Source organism: Coprococcus sp. TM115-187, assembly GCF_027679115.1.
GTDB lineage: Bacteria > Bacillota > Clostridia > Lachnospirales > Lachnospiraceae > Allocoprococcus > Allocoprococcus comes.
In genome coordinates, this window is sequence record NZ_JAQEKS010000020.1 from 11,639 (window position 1) to 30,088 (window position 18,450).

The 18,450-nt window shown below is 40.3% G+C and carries 19 protein-coding genes and 4 pseudogenes; all 23 read left to right on the plus strand.

Annotated features, from left to right (window positions below; genetic code table 11):
- Positions 1-93 precede the first annotated feature (93 nt).
- The 23 genes and pseudogenes from PGW42_RS11925 to PGW42_RS12035 all read left to right on the plus strand — a co-directional run bounded on the left by PGW42_RS11925 (position 94) and on the right by PGW42_RS12035 (position 18,440).
- Entirely contained in the window at positions 94-561 is a 468-nt protein-coding gene (locus PGW42_RS11925) for a MarR family winged helix-turn-helix transcriptional regulator (protein ID WP_022220303.1), read from the plus strand.
- On the plus strand, positions 558-2,309 hold the full coding sequence (locus tag PGW42_RS11930; protein ID WP_008374548.1) for an ABC transporter ATP-binding protein: 1,752 nt from the start codon (positions 558-560) through the stop codon (positions 2,307-2,309). The genes PGW42_RS11925 and PGW42_RS11930 overlap by 4 nt, the downstream gene beginning before the upstream one ends.
- Positions 2,309-4,204, plus strand: a complete 1,896-nt coding sequence (locus PGW42_RS11935; RefSeq protein ID WP_173687632.1) for an ABC transporter ATP-binding protein — start codon at positions 2,309-2,311, stop codon at positions 4,202-4,204. Before PGW42_RS11930 ends, PGW42_RS11935 begins: the two co-directional genes overlap by 1 nt.
- A 310-nt stretch (positions 4,205-4,514) precedes the next feature.
- Positions 4,515-5,390 (plus strand): YitT family protein, encoded by an 876-nt coding sequence (locus tag PGW42_RS11940; protein WP_270203654.1) that lies wholly within the window; start codon positions 4,515-4,517, stop codon positions 5,388-5,390.
- Positions 5,391-5,426: 36 nt separating this feature from the next.
- Positions 5,427-5,645, plus strand: coding sequence for a type II toxin-antitoxin system prevent-host-death family antitoxin (locus tag PGW42_RS11945; RefSeq protein WP_270203664.1), 219 nt, complete (start codon positions 5,427-5,429; stop codon positions 5,643-5,645).
- A gap of 13 nt (positions 5,646-5,658) precedes the next feature.
- A complete protein-coding gene (locus PGW42_RS11950; protein ID WP_270203652.1) occupies positions 5,659-5,940 on the plus strand; it encodes a type II toxin-antitoxin system RelE/ParE family toxin in 282 nt (93 codons plus the stop codon).
- A gap of 557 nt (positions 5,941-6,497) precedes the next feature.
- Positions 6,498-6,785 (plus strand): class B sortase, encoded by a 288-nt coding sequence (locus tag PGW42_RS11955; protein ID WP_243014346.1) that lies wholly within the window; start codon positions 6,498-6,500, stop codon positions 6,783-6,785.
- A 189-nt stretch (positions 6,786-6,974) separates the two neighbouring features.
- Complete coding sequence (locus PGW42_RS11960; protein ID WP_118198581.1) at positions 6,975-7,418, plus strand: hypothetical protein; 444 nt, start codon at positions 6,975-6,977, stop codon at positions 7,416-7,418.
- A gap of 38 nt (positions 7,419-7,456) precedes the next feature.
- Entirely contained in the window at positions 7,457-8,275 is an 819-nt protein-coding gene (locus PGW42_RS11965) for a metal-dependent transcriptional regulator (RefSeq protein ID WP_270203650.1), read from the plus strand.
- Between the two features lie 19 nt (positions 8,276-8,294).
- Positions 8,295-9,131, plus strand: coding sequence for a hypothetical protein (locus tag PGW42_RS11970; RefSeq protein ID WP_270203648.1), 837 nt, complete (start codon positions 8,295-8,297; stop codon positions 9,129-9,131).
- 328 nt (positions 9,132-9,459) lie between these two features.
- Positions 9,460-9,627, plus strand: a pseudogene (locus PGW42_RS16160) (NEAT domain-containing protein); the annotation flags it as partial.
- A gap of 102 nt (positions 9,628-9,729) precedes the next feature.
- Positions 9,730-9,864, plus strand: a pseudogene (locus tag PGW42_RS16165) (iron chelate uptake ABC transporter family permease subunit); the annotation flags it as partial.
- Positions 9,854-10,345 (plus strand): annotated as a pseudogene (locus tag PGW42_RS11985) (ABC transporter ATP-binding protein); the annotation flags it as partial. The pseudogenes PGW42_RS16165 and PGW42_RS11985, both read left to right, overlap by 11 nt.
- Positions 10,346-10,383: 38 nt before the next feature.
- On the plus strand, positions 10,384-10,788 hold the full coding sequence (locus tag PGW42_RS11990; RefSeq protein ID WP_118218183.1) for a YbaN family protein: 405 nt from the start codon (positions 10,384-10,386) through the stop codon (positions 10,786-10,788).
- Between the two features lies 1 nt (position 10,789).
- A complete protein-coding gene (locus PGW42_RS11995; RefSeq protein ID WP_117527746.1) occupies positions 10,790-11,128 on the plus strand; it encodes a nitrous oxide-stimulated promoter family protein in 339 nt (112 codons plus the stop codon).
- A gap of 10 nt (positions 11,129-11,138) precedes the next feature.
- Positions 11,139-12,878, plus strand: coding sequence for an ABC transporter ATP-binding protein/permease (locus tag PGW42_RS12000; protein ID WP_270203645.1), 1,740 nt, complete (start codon positions 11,139-11,141; stop codon positions 12,876-12,878).
- Positions 12,878-14,704: an amino acid ABC transporter ATP-binding/permease protein gene (locus tag PGW42_RS12005; protein ID WP_270203643.1), complete on the plus strand. Its 1,827-nt coding sequence runs from the start codon at positions 12,878-12,880 to the stop codon at positions 14,702-14,704. Before PGW42_RS12000 ends, PGW42_RS12005 begins: the two co-directional genes overlap by 1 nt.
- An 8-nt stretch (positions 14,705-14,712) precedes the next feature.
- Positions 14,713-15,060 (plus strand): metal-dependent transcriptional regulator, encoded by a 348-nt coding sequence (locus PGW42_RS12010; protein ID WP_270203642.1) that lies wholly within the window; start codon positions 14,713-14,715, stop codon positions 15,058-15,060.
- 136 nt (positions 15,061-15,196) lie between these two features.
- Positions 15,197-15,514 (plus strand): annotated as a pseudogene (locus PGW42_RS12015) (LPXTG cell wall anchor domain-containing protein); the annotation flags it as partial.
- Positions 15,486-16,067, plus strand: coding sequence for a JAB domain-containing protein (locus PGW42_RS12020; RefSeq protein WP_270203640.1), 582 nt, complete (start codon positions 15,486-15,488; stop codon positions 16,065-16,067). The pseudogene PGW42_RS12015 and the gene PGW42_RS12020, both read left to right, overlap by 29 nt.
- A gap of 232 nt (positions 16,068-16,299) precedes the next feature.
- On the plus strand, positions 16,300-17,736 hold the full coding sequence (locus tag PGW42_RS12025) for an AAA family ATPase (RefSeq protein WP_270203639.1): 1,437 nt from the start codon (positions 16,300-16,302) through the stop codon (positions 17,734-17,736).
- A gap of 2 nt (positions 17,737-17,738) precedes the next feature.
- On the plus strand, positions 17,739-17,990 hold the full coding sequence (locus tag PGW42_RS12030) for a hypothetical protein (protein WP_270203638.1): 252 nt from the start codon (positions 17,739-17,741) through the stop codon (positions 17,988-17,990).
- A 42-nt stretch (positions 17,991-18,032) separates the two neighbouring features.
- Positions 18,033-18,440, plus strand: a complete 408-nt coding sequence (locus tag PGW42_RS12035) for an RloB domain-containing protein (RefSeq protein ID WP_442872434.1) — start codon at positions 18,033-18,035, stop codon at positions 18,438-18,440.
- Positions 18,441-18,450: the final 10 nt, after the last annotated feature.

The window sequence follows — 18,450 nt, forward strand, 5'->3', positions numbered from 1 at the left end:
CTTGTTTAAGATTAAACTGTTTACGAATGAACAATTTATTCGTGAACAGTTTTCTTTTTTTGAAGAAGCAAAAAGTGGAAGGAGGAAAGTCATTTGTGTGAAGGATGTGAAGAGCGAATCCACGTAGGACATCAGGTGCACCGGATAGACCGTTCGATTTCAAAACTGCTGGAAATGCGTGTAAAAGAAGAAGGACTGGATGAGATTGCCCTGATGCATGGCTGGATCTTACGCTATCTATATGAACATCAGGATAAGGAAATTTATCAGAAAGATATAGAAAAGTATTTTGGTATCTGCCGTTCAGCGGTAACAAATATTATCCAGACTCTGGAGAAAAAAGGGTACATTTGCCGTGCATCGGTTGCAAATGATGCGCGTCTGAAAAAAGTAATGCTGACAGAAAAAGGACGGGAAAACCATGAAAAACTGGGAGAAATTTTTCAGAAAATGGATGCGCAGTTGGAAGAAGGCATTACAGAAGAAGAATTACATGCATTTATGCATGTGATCGATAAAGTTTATTACAATATGGAAAAAATGAAAGGAGAGAATTCATGATTCGGACTTTATTAAAAGAAGTAAAAGAATATAAAGCGGCATCGATCGCAACACCGTTTTTTATGATTCTGGAAGTATTGTTTGAGACATTGATTCCATTTCTGATGGCATCTATTATCGATAAGGGTGTCAATACCGGAGATATTCACCATATTTACAAAGTTGGTGGAATTATGATCGTGGCTGCATTTTGTGGCCTGCTTGCCGGAATGGCAGGAGGACGATACGGAGCAAAGGCTTCGACCGGGTTTGCGAAGAATTTGAGAAATAAGATGTTCGATCAGATCCAGACTTATTCGTTTGCAAATATTGATCATTTCAGTACAGCAGGTCTGGTTACACGTCTGACAACAGATGTGACCAATGTGCAGAATGCGTACCAGATGATGCTGCGTATGATGATGAGAGCACCGGCAAGTATGATCTGTGCAATGGTGATGGCATTTATGATCAATGCCAGACTGGCAAGTATTTACCTTGTGGCAGTTGTGATTCTGGGAGTGATCCTCTTCTTTATCATTCGTCATGCAACGGCTTATTTCCAGCAGGCATTTCCAAAATATGATGCTTTAAATGCATCCGTTCAGGAAAATGTATCTGCGATCCGTGTAGTAAAAGCATATGTAAGAGAAGAACAGGAAACAAGTAAATTTCAGTATGCAAGTAAGAATATTTACGATATTTTTGTAAGAGCAGAGAAAAATGTTATATGGAACTCACCGATCATGATGTTCACTGTTTATACCTGCATCATCCTGATCAGCTGGTTTGGTGCAAAGATGATCGTAGTGAAATCGTTGACAACAGGAGAGTTGATGAGTCTTCTTGCATATTGTATGAACATTCTGATGAGTCTGATGATGCTGTCTATGGTATTTGTCATGATTTCCATGAGTATGGCAAGTATGCGGCGTATAGCAGAAGTACTGGATGAAACCAGCGATATCCATAATCCGGAACATCCGCTTTATGAAGTGGCAGATGGAAGTATTTCATTTAAGAATGTAGATTTTGCTTACAAAAAAGGCAGTGCAGAGAAAGTCCTGAAGAATATCAATCTGGACATCCATTCCGGTGAGACGATTGGCATCATTGGAGGAACCGGAAGTGCGAAGACGAGTCTGGTGAATCTGATCAGTCGTCTGTATGACGTGACAGGCGGAGAAATCCTGGTTGGCGGAAAGAATGTCAAGGATTATGATTTGGAAGTACTGAGAAACCAGGTATCTGTTGTATTGCAGAAAAATGTACTGTTTACCGGAAGTATTCTGGATAACCTGCGCTGGGGAAACAAAGAGGCGACCGACGAAGAATGTATGGAAGCATGTCGGCTTGCATGTGCAGATGAATTCATTGAGCGTTTCCCGGATAAATATAATACCCACATTGAACAGGGAGGAAACAACGTATCCGGTGGTCAGAAGCAGAGACTGTGTATTGCAAGAGCACTGCTTAAGAAACCGAAGATCCTGATCCTGGATGACAGTACCAGTGCGGTAGATACTGCTACAGATGCGAAGATCCGCCGTGCATTCCGTGAAGAAATCCCGGATACAACAAAGCTGATCATTGCACAGCGTGTATCCAGTGTGCAGGATGCAGACCGTATCATCGTTATGGATGAAGGGCAGGTTCATGGATTTGGTACACACGAAGAATTGCTGAAGACCGATGAAATTTACCGCGAAGTATACGAATCGCAGACTCAGGGCGGAGGAGATTTTGATGAAAACGGAGGTGAAGCATAATGCCAAGACCGATGGGAAGACCACAGAATAAAGTGAAATATCCGGGGAAACTTTTGATGCGTCTGATAAACTACATTTTCCGTGATTATAAAGTTCATTGTATTGCAGTATTTATCCTTATATTTGTAGGAGTTATCGCAAATGTGCAGGGAACGATGTTTACAAGAGATCTGATCGACAAATATATTACACCGTTCTTGCTGTCTGACGGTACACCGAACTTTTCACCGCTTGCACATGCAATTGAAAGGGTTGCGGTATTTTACGGAATCGGAATCGTTGCGACTTACGCATATAACCGTATCATGATCAATGTGACACAGGGAATGATGATGAATATGCGTAATGAGCTGTTTGAACATATGGAAAAGCTGCCAATCAAATATTTTGATACCCATGCACATGGTGATATCATGTCAATTTACACGAACGATATCGATACCCTGCGGCAGATGGTCAGCCAGAGTATTCCGCAGATCATCAACAGCGGATTTACGATCATCAGTGTATTTGTCAGTATGTTGATCTTAAATATTCCACTTACGGTTGTGACGATGATCATGGTTGCAATTATGATATTTGGTACCAAGAAAGCCGCCGGACAGAGCGGAAAATATTTCCTGGAACAGCAGAAAAATCTTGGAAAAGTCAATGGTTATATTGAAGAAATGATGAATGGACAGAAGGTTGTCAAGGTCTTCTGCCATGAGGAAGAAAGTAAGGCAGAATTTAAAGAGCTGAATGAGGCACTTTTTGTAAGCGCAGACCGTGCGAATACCTATGCAAACTACCTCGGACCTTTGAATGCGCAGATCGGAAATATCAGTTATGTAGTCTGTGCGATTGTCGGAGGTGTCCTTGCGCTGAATGGTGTGGGAGGATTTACACTGGGTGCACTGGCAAGCTTTCTGACATTCAATAAAAGCTTCAGTATGCCGATCAATCAGGTCAGCCAGCAGATGAATGCTATTGTAATGGCACTTGCAGGAGCAGAGCGTATCTTTACCCTTCTGGATGAGAAAGTGGAAGTAGATGACGGGTATGTGACTCTGGTCAATGTGAAAAAAGAAAATGGAAAACTTATAGAATGTAAGGAACATACCCGATGCTGGGCATGGAAGCATACACATCAGGCAGATGGTTCGGTAGATTATATTGAGCTTAAGGGAAATGTAGTATTTGATGGTGTGGATTTCGGGTACAATAATGATAAGATCGTGCTTCATGATGTGAAATTGTATGCAGAGCCAGGACAGAAAATTGCCTTTGTAGGTTCGACAGGAGCAGGAAAAACAACCATTACAAATCTGATCAACCGGTTTTATGATATTCAGGATGGAAAAATCCGCTACGATGGAATTAATATAAACAAGATTCGGAAAGCGGATCTGCGACGTTCCCTTGGAATTGTACTGCAGGATACACATCTGTTCACAGGAACGGTAAAAGACAATATCCGTTTTGGAAAACTGGATGCAACAGATGAAGAAATCTTTGCAGCAGCAGAATTGGCAAATGCAGATGGATTTATCCGTAGACTTCCGGAAGGATATGATACGGTCATCACTGGGGATGGGGCAAACTTAAGCCAGGGACAGAGACAGCTTCTTGCAATTGCCAGAGCAGCAGTTGCAGATCCACCGGTACTGATCCTGGATGAGGCTACAAGCTCTATTGATACGCGTACTGAACGTATTATTCAGGAAAGCATGGACAGACTGATGCATGGACGTACTACGTTTGTGATCGCACACCGTCTGTCTACGGTTCGGAATTCCGACTGTATCATGGTTCTGGAACAGGGACGCATTATCGAAAGAGGTACCCATGACCAACTGATTTCAGAAAAGGGAAAATATTATCAGTTGTACACCGGGAATGCAATTGCTGAATAAGATTCAAAAGACAGGATGTTACTGTTCACAGTACCTGTGACCAGCAACGCATCTCGCCATTTTAAATCGCCTTTGGCGATGGGCGAGATGCCGTTCAAGATAAAACGTGCATCCTCCGTGCCAATCAGCGTAGTGATTGACACGGGAGTGAACAGTAACAACAGGATTCAACAAAATTTACATAAATTAAAAAATACTATCAATTTTTTTGTGCATACGCTATACTTGTATATATAGCACTGCAAGTCCTTCCGAGCAGAGAAGTAAAATAGCAGTTCTATAAAAATGTCATGATAGGGTAGGTTTGAGAATGAAAAAACAAATCAATTGCAAAGAAGTTGTATGGGAACTATTTACACTTACCGCTGCAGTGGCAATTATCGCTGCAGCGGTTTATTTCTTTCTGGTGCCGAGCCATGCATCGGTCAGCAGTATTTCCGGTCTTGGAATTATTCTTACGAATTTTATACCTTTACCGCTTTCAGTGATCACAATGGTCCTGAATGTTGTTCTTTTGATCATCGGATTCATAACATGTGGACGGGAATTTGGTACGAAAACCGTGTATACCAGTATCTTACTGCCGGTATTTATCGGTATTTTTGAACGGATTTTCCCGAATATCGGTTCCCTGACAAAAACCCAGGAACTGGATGTCCTCTGTTATGTTCTGGTAGTCAGTGTAGGACTCAGTATTCTCTTTAATATGAATGCTTCTTCCGGCGGACTTGATATTGTGGCTAAGATCATGAATAAATATCTGCACATCGAATTGGGGAAAGCCATGTCTTTAGCCGGTATGTGTGTGGCGCTTTCGGCAGCACTTGTATATGATAAGAAGACGGTGGTTTTAAGTGTTCTTGGTACTTATTTTAATGGGATGGTGGTAGACCATTTTATCTTCGGGCAGAATCTGAAACGAAGAGTATGTATTATTACAAAGTATGAAGAAGAACTTCGGAATTTTATTCTGCATGAGCTTCATAGTGGAGCAACCATTTATGATGCCATCGGAGCGTACAATTTAGATAAAAGACACGAGATCATTACGATCGTAGATAAAAATGAGTATCAGAAACTCATGGATTACATCAATAATCTTGATCCGAAGGCTTTCATCACAGTGTACACGGTGGCAGACATGAGATATCAGCAGAAGGTTTTGGAAAATGAAGAAAGAAGTTAGTGATCTACTCCATCAGGTTTAAGAAATACAAATGAAATATCTGAAATATGTCACAAACAACAGCAACCAGTATTTATTACAAAAAATGGTTATGGAGATTTAGTAGTTATGAGTATGGAAACTTATGAAGAATTACTCAGCACAAATCAGATTGATAAGGCAATTTTTGAAGCAGAACGGGAAGTCGCAGAAGGTGCAGAGTTATTAGATGCATGTGAGGCATTGGGAGAACTCAGGAGGAAACATTTGGGATAAATATACCGTAAAAATGTTTCCACAGGAATATGGAGATATTGATAAGATATACGAGCAGGCACTTCTTGTTAGTAATTATGCTGATAATGCAATTGCACTGGCAGAAAAACTTGAAAAAGCAATTTTAAGTTTGGAAGAACAGCCATATCGAGGGGCAGAAAGAAAATATGGATTTTATGCTTTTAAAGGATATAGGCAGTTGACTGTAGAAAACTATATTATCATTTATGAAGTGTTTGAAAATGAAAAAGTTGTTGCAGTGGTAACTGTAAAATATGGAAAAAGTGAGTTTTAGAATCAAGAAATCTCACTGAAATATAAAAGGTACTAAAAAACGTCACAATTTGTGGCGTTTTTTAGTGCAGGAAAAAGAAGACCAAGAGTGTCAGAAATCAGATTTTCATCAAAGGAAAGAAGCTGATATCTTATTTGAAAAAAGAGAAGAACCGTTTAATATTTATGAATATTGCAAAAAGTAGTAATTTTTTATACTAAAAAAGACATCATCACCAAATCCCGATACAGCGTCACAATCTTTAAAAACCCAAGAACCGCCGCACCGTATGCCATCTTTTACCAACCAGCCGAAAGAACAACTTTCATGGAAGTTTAGGCAGAGCCGGACATGATAGGCAACAGACAGTACGACAGAAGAAAAAAGACTGGTGGGCTACAGATGTAAAAGTAGAATTTGACAAACTGAAAGCTGAAAATTCAGATGTTATCGGATGGATACGATTTGATAATCAGGATGAACTTGGCATCAACTATCCAATTCTGTATTCAGGTGACAATCAGAAATATCTGAGAACCGACTTGCATGGCAACAGCCACATCGCAGAGTGTATCTTTTTGGAAGGCCTTAACAAATCTGATTTTTCGGATTATTACAACATTATCTACGGTCACAATATGAATGACGGAAGCATGTTCGGGAGCCTGAAAAATATAAGGATGACGGTTTCTGGAAAGAGAATCAATACTTCTGTTGATACAGGAGTAAAGCCGCAGACCAGTAACAAGATACTGACACTTTCTACCTGTACAGGGAACGGATACAGCAAGCGGCTTGCCATCCATGCAGTCTGCGTTGACGTACAGACTACGGATGAGTCAAAATTAAAGGAAACAGGAAATTAAGAGTGAAAATATCCAAAAGTATGTGAAAAAAGAAATAAAAACATATTTTTGGATATTTTTATATGGAATTATAATGTTGTAGCGGAAAATGCATTGACAAACCTGAAAAAAGGACAATATAATTAAAATTGCATAGTTTGAGCAAACTAACCAAAGCGTAATCGGTAAACAAAACAGAGGAAAAAAGTAATGGAAACAAAGAAAGTGGCAAAAGAATACCTGCAAAAGGATATTCTGCGGACGATTTTTCAGATGTGGTATTCCTTTTACACCACAGAGATCGGAAAAGAGAGAAAAGCAGCTATTGAAGATATGCGGTTTGAAAGGGATGGCTGGCTGCACATAGAACCTTGGGAAATTTGGTTGGAACTAACGGAGCATCCAGAAAATGAGGATGACAGAACGATCTGGTATCAGGATATGCATGGAATCTGGAAGAAGGCAGAAGTAAATGATCACAGCATCAAAATACCTGCCACAGCATTTCACATAGAGTACGAACAGCAGTGGTTGGGTGAAATACATTTCACCTGTAATCTGGGGTTTGTCGCAGAGAAAAAGGAAGGCTCCAAGAAAAAAACGATATGCTTACTGGATGGAAGGCTTTTGCAGAAAATACCGGATATCGTGTAACGGACAAATATATAAAAAAGACAGGTGGGAAAGGTAAAATGGTAAAGAAGATTGAAAACAGAAATATTGATGTAACAAAAGCCAGAGGCGAATTAGAAGAAGATCTTCTGGAATATGTCTACCGGACATGGAGGCAGGGCAGACAGATCACATCGAAAGAGTATGCCAGAGAAGTGAACATAACCGGATATGAAGCGGCAGGCCTGGTGCGGAGTCTGGTGAAAAAAGGATTTTTGTGTGAGCCGGAAAACGGACATCTGGAACTGACCGATAAGGGAAAACTGGAAGGGATGGAGTGCCTTGCACGCCATGAGAAACTGACACAGTTCTTCCAGATGGTAAGCGGAATGAATCAGCTGAGGGCGCAGGAAGATGCCTGTAGAGTGGAACATTATATCAGTCCGGAAGGATTAAAAGGAATTGAAAACTTTCTGCAGTACGGTGACGTATACGATAGAGTTTATGACGATATGGACTTGTATACCTTTTATGAGGATGGCGATTTCCCGATGGCATTTGGAGTGTATGAACCGGAGCGACGCAATCCGAGATTCCTTGCAACAGAGTATGAGAAACTGGAACACTCCGTCATATTGAGAGTGAAAAAGTCCCAGAACTGCTTCCTGCTCAAGACAAAAAAAGATGAATCTATCGGATGTGTATGGTACAGAAGAGACGAAGAATGGATACAGGCGAAAGAAGAAAAGGGTGTTTATCAGTTGCCGACAGACATCTTTACCTATACTGCGAATACAGGAATTCCGGTCACAGAAGCAGTGGCAATTATTGCGATTACCCGTTTTGAACAGAAGCCATTGCCAATCGATTATCGGGAATTGAATATTCATGTATGGTGACGAAGAGAGGAAAAAGAAAATGGAAAAAGGTGAACATCTAAAGAGACAGAACAGACCTACAATGCTGCAACTGCAATATTTACAAGGCCTGTCAAAAGTAGAAAAGAAACGTGGAGCTCAGGGAAGTATCGCAGAATATTATGGCGTGAACCGTTCAACGGTGAACCGCTATTTTAAAAACTGCATAGAAAGAGGAATTCTGACAGAATCACTGGAATTTACTCCTGCAGGAGAAGAATGGCTGGAACGATATTCCAACCTGTATGAGAATCTTGAAAAATATCTGGAAGAAATCGGTGCAAAACCGGAAGAAATCGAGGAATCACTGGATGTTATAGTGGAGAATATCGACATCCACATGCTGGAACTGATGATTAACGCCTATGCAGAGAAAAAATCAGTATACAAGAAAAAAGAGAATGAACTGGATCAGGAGATACAGCACAATCTGCAGAAATGTGAAAGGCATCCGGTAGTGTTCCGGCTTTACCGGATGAATAAAAAGCAGGGGCAGGGAAGAGACTCTATGGCGATGAGAGGATTTGAAGAAATAGCCGAAATCGTTCAGGAGAATGGAGAAAGCTATCTGGAATTAAAGCTGAAAGAGATGGCTGCACACTCCAGAGCGAACGGTGAAATGATGGCTGGAAAATTGAAAACACTAAAGTATGAGCATAATGAAGTTCTTGAAGAAGCAAAAATAGAGAATAATATTGTGAAAATCCCAATGGAAGCGTGCAGAATCCATCGATGGACGGGAATCGGCACAGTGGGAATTGTACCAGTTACCGTAACCTGTAGTGTAGGACCGGTTCACATGCCGGAAAGCACTGCATTATTATATTTCTGGGTATAAATGAGAAATGAGAAAAATTCTCATTTGCGCATATCATGTAACAAAATAAGAAAAAAATCAATAAGATGCCGTTGTTGATAAAATGCTATCAATAACGGCGTTTTCACGTCCATTGTTGCCTGAATAACAACAAAAACAAAGGAAATAACGGCTCATTTGTTGCAATTCAGGCAACAAACTTGTACGAAAATGGTGTTGACATCAGATGGCAAATTATGGTATCTTTCAGACAAGAAGTTAGGAATGAGTAACCGAAAATATTCTCGTAGAACTCTAAACATCATAACTAAAGATTTATTAGCAAAAAGCTAATGGAAATAATAGTGGATTGAATATCAGCAATCTTGCAGATGGTGTATATTCTATTACCGGAAATATGGTGAAAGTTGATAAAACAACAGCTTCTATGTCGGATGCAGCGATTGATCATACTATTAAATTGACTGTAAAGAATGGTAAATATTATATTACTTTGAACTTCAATGGTTTGACGGTGGGACAGAAACTTGGATATTTAAGTCAGCTGAAATATTTCACAACAGGTTATACACTTGATAAGTATGGAAATCCGCATGGAACACTTGCTGATGTTACAGTTACATTCCTGTTGGCAGATACCATCGGAAGAACGATAGCCGCTCCGTATGAGGTATCTGCATTCATCATTATGAGTGTGGTCGGAGGCCCATTCTTCATCATTCTGTTAAGGAGGTCTAAGAAGTATGGGAAGTAAAGAAAAGAATATGGATTTGACTTCTACAGAGAATGAAGCAGCAAAGAAAGCGAAAAAAGCGGACAAGTGGGCAGACAAGCCTGCGATGGAAGTCAGAGATTTGCATTTTTCCTATGGAAAAAATAAAGTCTTAAAGGACGTATCCCTGAAGATTGAAGAAGGAAAGATTACAACGATTATGGGAGCGAACGGATGCGGTAAGTCCACACTGTTTTCCCTGATGACAAAGAACCTTTATCCGAGAAAAGGAAATATTTTCCTCAAGGGTAAGAACATCCAGAACCTGAACTTAAAAGAATTCGCCAGAAAGGTTGCGATTGTTCAGCAGTATAACAGTGCATCAGACGATATCACTGTTGAGAATCTGGTGGCATTCGGAAGAACCCCTCATAAGAAAATGATGCAGGGAGACAGTGCCGAAGATGAGCGTATGATCCAGTGGGCATTGGAAGTAACCAATCTGACAGAATATCGTGACAAGGGTTGATGGCAGAAAATTTGTATTGGCGGTGTAAGAAGATGAAAAATCCTTTAAAAGTAGTATGGATCGTGCTTGGATTTCTTTGTCTGGGACTTGGTACGATAGGAATTGTACTTCCTATCCTGCCAACCGTTCCGTTTTATATGGCAACACTGTTTTGCTTTGCAAAGAGTTCTAAGAAACTGCACGACTGGTTCATAGGAACGAATCTTTATAAGAAACATCTGGACAGTTTTGTTCAGAAAAGAGCCATGACAATGGGAACAAAATGCAAGATTATCGGAATGGTAACGGTAGTCATGGCAATCGGCTTTATCTGTATGAAGAATGTACCAATCGGAAGAATCTGTATCGCAGTTGTGTGGGTATGCCACCTGTTATACTTCTTCTTAAGAGTTAAGACAGAAAAGCCTGAAGCTGAAATGGCAGAAAGCGTAGAGTAAGATGGACAAAGTAGAAAAGAAACGGCAGAAAGAACAGTATGTCGTGGAAGAGATGATCCGGCTGTATTGCCGAAAAAAACATCCGAAAGAAAAAAGACAGGAAGGGCAGATGTGTCCTGACTGTCAAAAACTTTCGGATTATGCAAAACAAAGAAGTCAAAAGTGTCCATTTATGGAAGAAAAGACGTTTTGTGCGAATTGTAAGGTACATTGTTATAAGCCGGAGATGAGAGAACAGATCAGGCAGGTTATGCGGTTTTCAGGACCAAGGATGCTGTTGTATCATCCGGTGCTTGCTATCTGGCATCTGGTGTGTAGCAACAAAGAGAAGAAAAAGTAAGGAGTTACTTATGATTAAAACAAGACTGGTGGAGCTGTTGTCCCACGCAAAAAAGTATATCGTGTATACGATTTTGTGGCAGTGGGCAGCCCTCCTGTCGCAGGTATTGGCAGTCTTTTCTATCGCAGATTTACTGGAACGGGTCGTGTACCGGGCAGTAACCGTACCGATCATTGAACGGACGATACTGATTTTAGTCCTGGTTGTGGTGATCCGGTTCGTATGTGAACGGATGGGAGCAAGGTCTTCCTATCTGGCATGTGTGGATGTAAAGCGGATTCTACGTGAAAAGATTTATGAGAAAATGTTAAAGCTGGGAGCTTCCTACAGTGAGCAGGTATCCTCTTCGGAGGTCGTACAGGTGTCAACTGAGGGTGTGGAGCAGTTGGAAACATACTTTGGAAAATATCTTCCACAATTATTTTATAGCCTGATCGCACCACTGACATTATTTATCATTCTTTGCAGAGTGAGCCTGAAAGCGAGTGTGATCCTGCTGATCTGTGTACCGCTGATCCCGATTTCAATTGTAGTGGTACAGAAAGTAGCGAAGAGATTATTAAATAATTATTGGAGCATCTATACCGGATTGGGTGATTCGTTCCTTGAGAATTTACAGGGACTTACTACGCTGAAGATTTATCAGGCAGACCAGCAGAAAGCAGACGAGATGGATGTGGAATCCCAGAATTTCCGCAGAATTACGATGAAGGTGCTGACCATGCAGCTCAATTCAACCAGTGTGATGGATATTGTGGCGTATGGCGGAGCTGCGATCGGTATGGCAGTTGCAGTATCTGAATTCTTAAAGGGAAATATCAGTGTAACAGGAACGTTATGTATCGTTCTGCTTGCCAGCGAGTTTTTCCTGCCGCTCAGACTGCTTGGTTCATTCTTCCATATCGCAATGAATGGTATGGCAGCGAGTGATAAGATTTTCAAGATTTTAGATTTACCGGAACCACAGGCTGGAGAAAAAATACTGCCGGAGGTCGCGTTAGATGTTACATTAAAAGATGTGCACTTTTCTTATGAAGAGGACAGAGAGATTTTAAAAGGAATCAATCTGAATCTTCCGGCAGGAAGTTTTGTATCTCTGGTTGGCGAATCCGGATGTGGTAAGAGTACGATTGCAGGAATCCTTGCAGCAAAGAACCGGGGATATAACGGAGAAATCATCATCGGTGGCGTACCGCTTAATGAAGTAAATGAAATAAATCTGATGCAGAGGGTTGTTCTGGTTCGCCATAACAGCTACCTGTTCAAAGGTACAGTAGAAGAAAATCTGAAGATGGCAAAACCGGACGCAACGAAAGAAGAGATGGAAGCTGTTCTTCAGAAAGTCAATCTCTTAGGGTTCTTACAGACACAGGATGGCTTACAGACACAATTGCTGGAAAAAGCAAGCAACCTGTCCGGCGGTCAGTGTCAGAGACTGGTGATTGCCAGAGCATTGCTTCGGACAGACAGTGCAGTTTATATTTTCGATGAAGCCGCATCTAATATTGATGTGGAAAGTGAAGAACTGATCATGAATGTGATTCACGAACTGGCAAAGACAAAGACGGTGCTTCTGATCTCCCACAGACTGGCAAATGTTGTGAAGTCTGACAAGATTTATTTCTTAAAAGACGGAGAAATCAAAGAAAGCGGAAAGCATGACGAACTGATGAGCCGGAATGGTGCGTACAGACATCTGTATGAAAGCCAGATGGCATTGGAAAACTATGGAAAAGGAGGAGTGGCATAATGAGTGAAAATACGAATACAACAAAACGCAGAAGTGCCATCCAAATCATGGGAAGTCTGATTGGTCTGGTCAAACCCCTGCTCCATATCATGCTGGCAGCAATCATCCTTGGAACATTGGGGTATTTGTGTGCAATCTTCCTGACAATACTGACAGGACAGGTCATCGTGCATGGACTTCTGACAGGAGTAGCCGGAATGATTGTTCCGGTAGATAATATGTGGCTGGTATTTACTCCAGTAAAAACGATTATTACAGTCATGATCGTAATTGCAGTGCTTCGTGGAATCCTGCATTATGTGGAACAGTATTGTAATCATTTTATTGCATTTAAGCTGTTGGCAATCATCCGTCACAAAGTATTTGCGGCACTGAGAAAGCTCTGCCCTGCAAAACTGGAAGGACGGGATAAGGGAAATCTGATTTCGATTATTACAACCGATATCGAATTACTGGAAGTGTTCTATGCACATACCATTTCCCCGATTGCGATTGCAACGCTGACCTCAATCATTATGGTGATTTTTATCGGAAGATATCACTGGTTAGCAGGAGTGCTTGCACTGGCAGCTTATCTGATTGTCGGTGTAGCCATCCCGATGTGGAATGGAAAACGTGGCAGCCAGAAGGGAATGGAATTTCGGACAAACTTCGGAGAACTGAACAGTTTTGTTCTGGATTCTTTACGTGGACTGGACGAGACCATCCAGTACGGACAGGGTGAAAAGAGAAAAGAGCAGATGTCTGAGCGTTCCAAAAATCTTGCAGGAATGCAGGAAGATTTAAGCAAAATGGAAGGCTTACAGCGTTCATTTACGAACATGGTTATCCTGCTTGCATCTTTTGGAATGCTGGCACTGACCATCTGGCTGTATGCAAAGGGCGAGATGGGATTCGAGGGAATCTTAACCTGCACCATCGCAATGATGGGTTCTTTCGGACCGGTAGTAGCATTATCAAGCCTTTCCAATAACCTGAATCAGACACTGGCAAGTGGTGAGCGTGTTCTTTCTCTTCTGGAAGAGACACCGCTTGTGGAAGAAATTCCGGGTGACGTGGAAACTTCCGGTGCAGAGAGCATGGAACATGAATTTACAGGAGCAGAGGCAGAGAACGTAACATTTGCTTATAAGGTAAATGGCTCCGAAGGAGACAGACAAGGGGAGCCCGCTAGGGCGGGAAGGTGCCCTGGGGCAGAGGACGGTCTGGGCCGCGATAATGAGGTTATTTTAGATAACTATTCACTGAAATTACAGCCTGGTAAGATCGCTGGGATTCATGGTGCGAGCGGTTCCGGAAAATCTACACTCTTAAAACTGTTGATGCGGTTCTGGGATGTGCAGGATGGAAGCGTATCGGTAGACGGTACAGATGTCCGCAAGATTCCGACCAAACATCTGAGAGATATGGAAAGTTACGTGACACAGGAAACACACCTGTTCCATGATTCGATTGCAAACAATATCGCCATCGCAAAGACGGGAGCATCCAGAGAAGAGATTATGGAAGCTGCAAAGAAAGCGTCTATCCACGATTTCATCATGACACTTCCGAAAGGATACGATACAGAAGTCGGAGAATTAGGTGATACGCTGTCCGGTGGTGAGAAACAGAGAATCGGAATTGCAAGAGCATTTCTCCATGAATGCCCCCTCATTCTACTCGATGAGCCTACATCGAACCTCGACTCTTTAAATGAGGGAATTATCTTAAAATCATTGAAAGAATCGACCAAGAAGAAAACAGTTGTCCTGGTATCCCACAGAGTATCCACAATGAACGTGGCAGATGTGGTGTATGAAATGGAGAACGGCAGAATTTCTTAACAGCAGGAATGCAGAAGAAATACTTTCCGAAAGGGGAGAAGGTAGTAGATGAAACTTGGAGAATCCAAAGAGGATTATCTGGAAGCGATGTATATCTTGAAACGTCAGAAGGATATGTAATAAAAGATGAACATGGCTATGTTGAACTGACAGCGGAAGGGAAAAAGATTGCTAAAAAGGTTTATGCAAGGCATTTGCTTTTGGAAGAATTCTTAGAACGGATAGGGGTATCTCCGGAAACTGCAAATCATGATACATGCCGGATGGAACACACAATCAGTGAAGAATCTTTTCGGAAGATTCAGGAGCTGGTGAAGAAGATAAAAAAGGAAAATGCATCGAATGAACAAATGTAATTAACGAATTAAATCAAAAACAGGAAAGGCGGTGGAGAGATTTCACTGCCTTTTCTGTTTAAAAAATGAAGTAACATAAGAAAAGGGATACAAATGAAAAAAGTATTGATTGCTGCGGATGAGGTAGATAAGTGAAAAGCAGCTTGTAACCTTTGAAGAACTGTATGATATGACAAATCCGGAAGAACCGAAAAAGGTAACAGAGCATAAGGACATCAACGATGAAGGTCAGACTGTAACCATCAAAGAAGTACCGGAAACACCAACCCCAGAGACACCGGGTACTACTACAAAGACCAGTAACCCTCCGAAAACAGGAGATACGGAAAATGCAGCTTTATGGATAGCCATTCTGGTATTATCAGCAGCCGGAATCACAGGAGTTCGTATCTGGAATAAAAAGAAACAGGTTAAGAAATTAGAAATTGAAGAAAAGAAAGAAGAGAAGGAGTAAAACAGAGGGCGGCGATAAGCTGCCCTTTGATGATGAAATGGGAAAAAATCAGAAAGCAATAAAAGTATTACAGCGTTTATTTGATGCCGGATACGGAACGGAAAAAGAGATTGTCAATATGGCGATGGATGAAATGCTTGCTTTGCCAGGAGTAAATGTAGCAGACCTGTGCATTATCAGTGAGTTACAGAAAAGCATTAAGGCAAACAAAGTGATAAGCTATTTGTCAGAGGAAACAGAAGTAAAGGAAGAAACGAAAGGAGCAGATTATGGTGGAACAATCAATGCCTCACTGGTAATTCCCAGAGAAGTTTTTAAGAGCAGTATTCTGGCAAATGCTTCTGCAATCATTGGACTTCATAATCATCCCAGTGGCAATGTGAAACTGTCAAAAGAGGATATGATTGTTACGAAAAAGCTGCAGAAGTGCGGACAGCTACTGGGGATAGAATTGCTGGATCATATCATTGTCGATGGAACTAATGGAAAGATGCTCAGCTTCCGAGAAGAAAAGATGTTGAATGTGACAGGAAGGATGGAATGGGAGAGATAGAAGAAAAAAGAATTAGAAGTTTTTATTTATTGTAATATTTCATGTAGCGGCATTAGTAAAATAGTGTCGCTACAAAAAGCTGACTTATACATTGATATTATATGCATAACTCAAAATAAAATTGTTAAAAATAGAAAAAGAAACAATATATAACGAAAAAATCTCTAAATAAGAGAATTTACATTGATTGAGAGAAGAGTAAAACATATAATAAAGGTGGAGGTGTATAAGAATGTTAGTAAAAGTAAGTGTTGAAAATTTTAAATCTTTTGATAAAGCAGCAGAGCTGACAATGATTTCCTCAAATAAAATACGAACAAATGCAAATCACAGGTTAAAGATAAAAAGTACCCAGTTATTAAAATATGCAGTAGTTTATGGAGCAAATGCATCTGGAAAGACCAATTTGACATTGTTTTTTAAATTTTTTAAAGATAGTGTCTGCAATGGTATTCCGATAGAAGCTACACAGATGTTTTGTAAGAATCGGCAGGAGAATAAGGAACGAGAAAGTAGTTTTGAAATTCAGATTACTGTAGGTGACAAATTTTATGCTTATGGTTTTTCGGCAGTTTTAAGCAGACGAAAAGTAACCGGAGAATGGTTATATGAATTATATCAGAATGGTTCAGCAAAATGTCTCTTTGAACGAGAAGGAAGTAAACGTCCGGTGGTAAATGATGGTATTACGCTGACAAACACAGAAAAAAATAAATTTGAAACCTATGCAGATGATTTTGAAGGAAATGAAACATCTTTGTTCCTGACAGAAATGAATCGCGGAAAAAAATATAGCACACGATCTAAATTATTGTTCTTTCGGGATGTATATGATTGGATTCAGAATCATATTTCGATTATCACACCGGATACGCCATTGATTGATTTGGAATATTATTATGATGATAATTCGCTGAAGCTGATTAACAAATTGATCAAAACATTTGATACGGGTATCAGCCAGGTAAAAATTGAAGAAATTACATTGGATGAGTTATCAAATGCATTGCCGAAATCAGTATTTGATAAGATGATGCAGCATGTAAAAAATAGAATGGAAGAGCAGGAAGAACCATCATTCAGAATGACGATGAGGTCGAAGGAAACTTTCTTTAATATCGAAGTTGAAGGACATTCTGAACCGAAGGTCACAACAATCCGATTGCATCATAATAAGTCATTTTATGAGTTCGGTTTTGATGAAGAGTCTGATGGAACAAGAAGATTATTCGATTTGATGGATATGCTGTTGAATAAACGAGAAGATGTTCTTTATGTTGTGGATGAATTGGAGAGAAGCTTACATCCGAAATTGACAGAACGATTTTTGCAATTGTTTATGCAGCTACATGATGAGCAGCGTATGCAGCTATTGTTCACTACACATGAATCATCTATTATGGATCAGGCTATTTTTAGAAGGGATGAAATCTGGTTTGTAGAACGTAACGCAGAAAATGCAAGCTCTATTTATTCCTTAGATCGTTTCAAGGAGAGATACGATAAAGTGTTGAGCAAGGCATATCTGGAAGGAAGATATGGTGCGATACCGGTATTTTCAACATTTGATTTTGCGCGAGCAACGAGTCAGACGGATGTGCTTGCACAGACACCTGACGACTGCTGCGACAGTGCAGAAAGTATTTCTGTACCGAGAGAGGAGAAGTAGCCTTGGCTCCAGTAAGAAGTTATACGAATTGGAATAGCAGAACTACAGATGAAGAAGAACAGATTGAGCCTTATTGTAAATATTTCTTCATATGTGAAGGTGCTAATACAGAAACATGGTATTTCAAAAAGTTAATTGATATACGAAAAGAATTAAATATTCATCCGTTGATTGATATCCGTTTGCTTGAAAAAACAGAGGGAGACAGAGATATTTCATTTCCAAGACGTTTGATTGAGTTCGCAGAAAATTAGAAAGAAAATCCGGAAATAGCATTTGATAAAGAACGGGATAAGATGATTGTTGTATTTGATGGGGATATTTTTGAAGAAAAAGTACTTGATTATGATGAATTGGTAGCAGAAGGTGAGAAGAATAATATATTAGCGGTTAGCAATCCGGCATTTGAATTGTTCCTGTTGTTACATTATAAAAATTCATACGAAGATGATATTGAACCAAATGCTGAACAGATTATCCAGAATGAAAAAGATGGACATCAGACATTTATCTATAAGTTGTTACTTGCAAGAACAGGAATCAATCCGAAGAAAAATTCTGCGATTGGAGAACTGGCGAAAAATATAGAGATTGCTATTGAGCAGGAAAAGAAAATTAATGAGGATATTCATCAGTGTAAAGGACAGATTACGTGTAATATAGGTCGGATTATTGATGAGATTCGGAAGGATGATGGAAAATGATAATTAATAA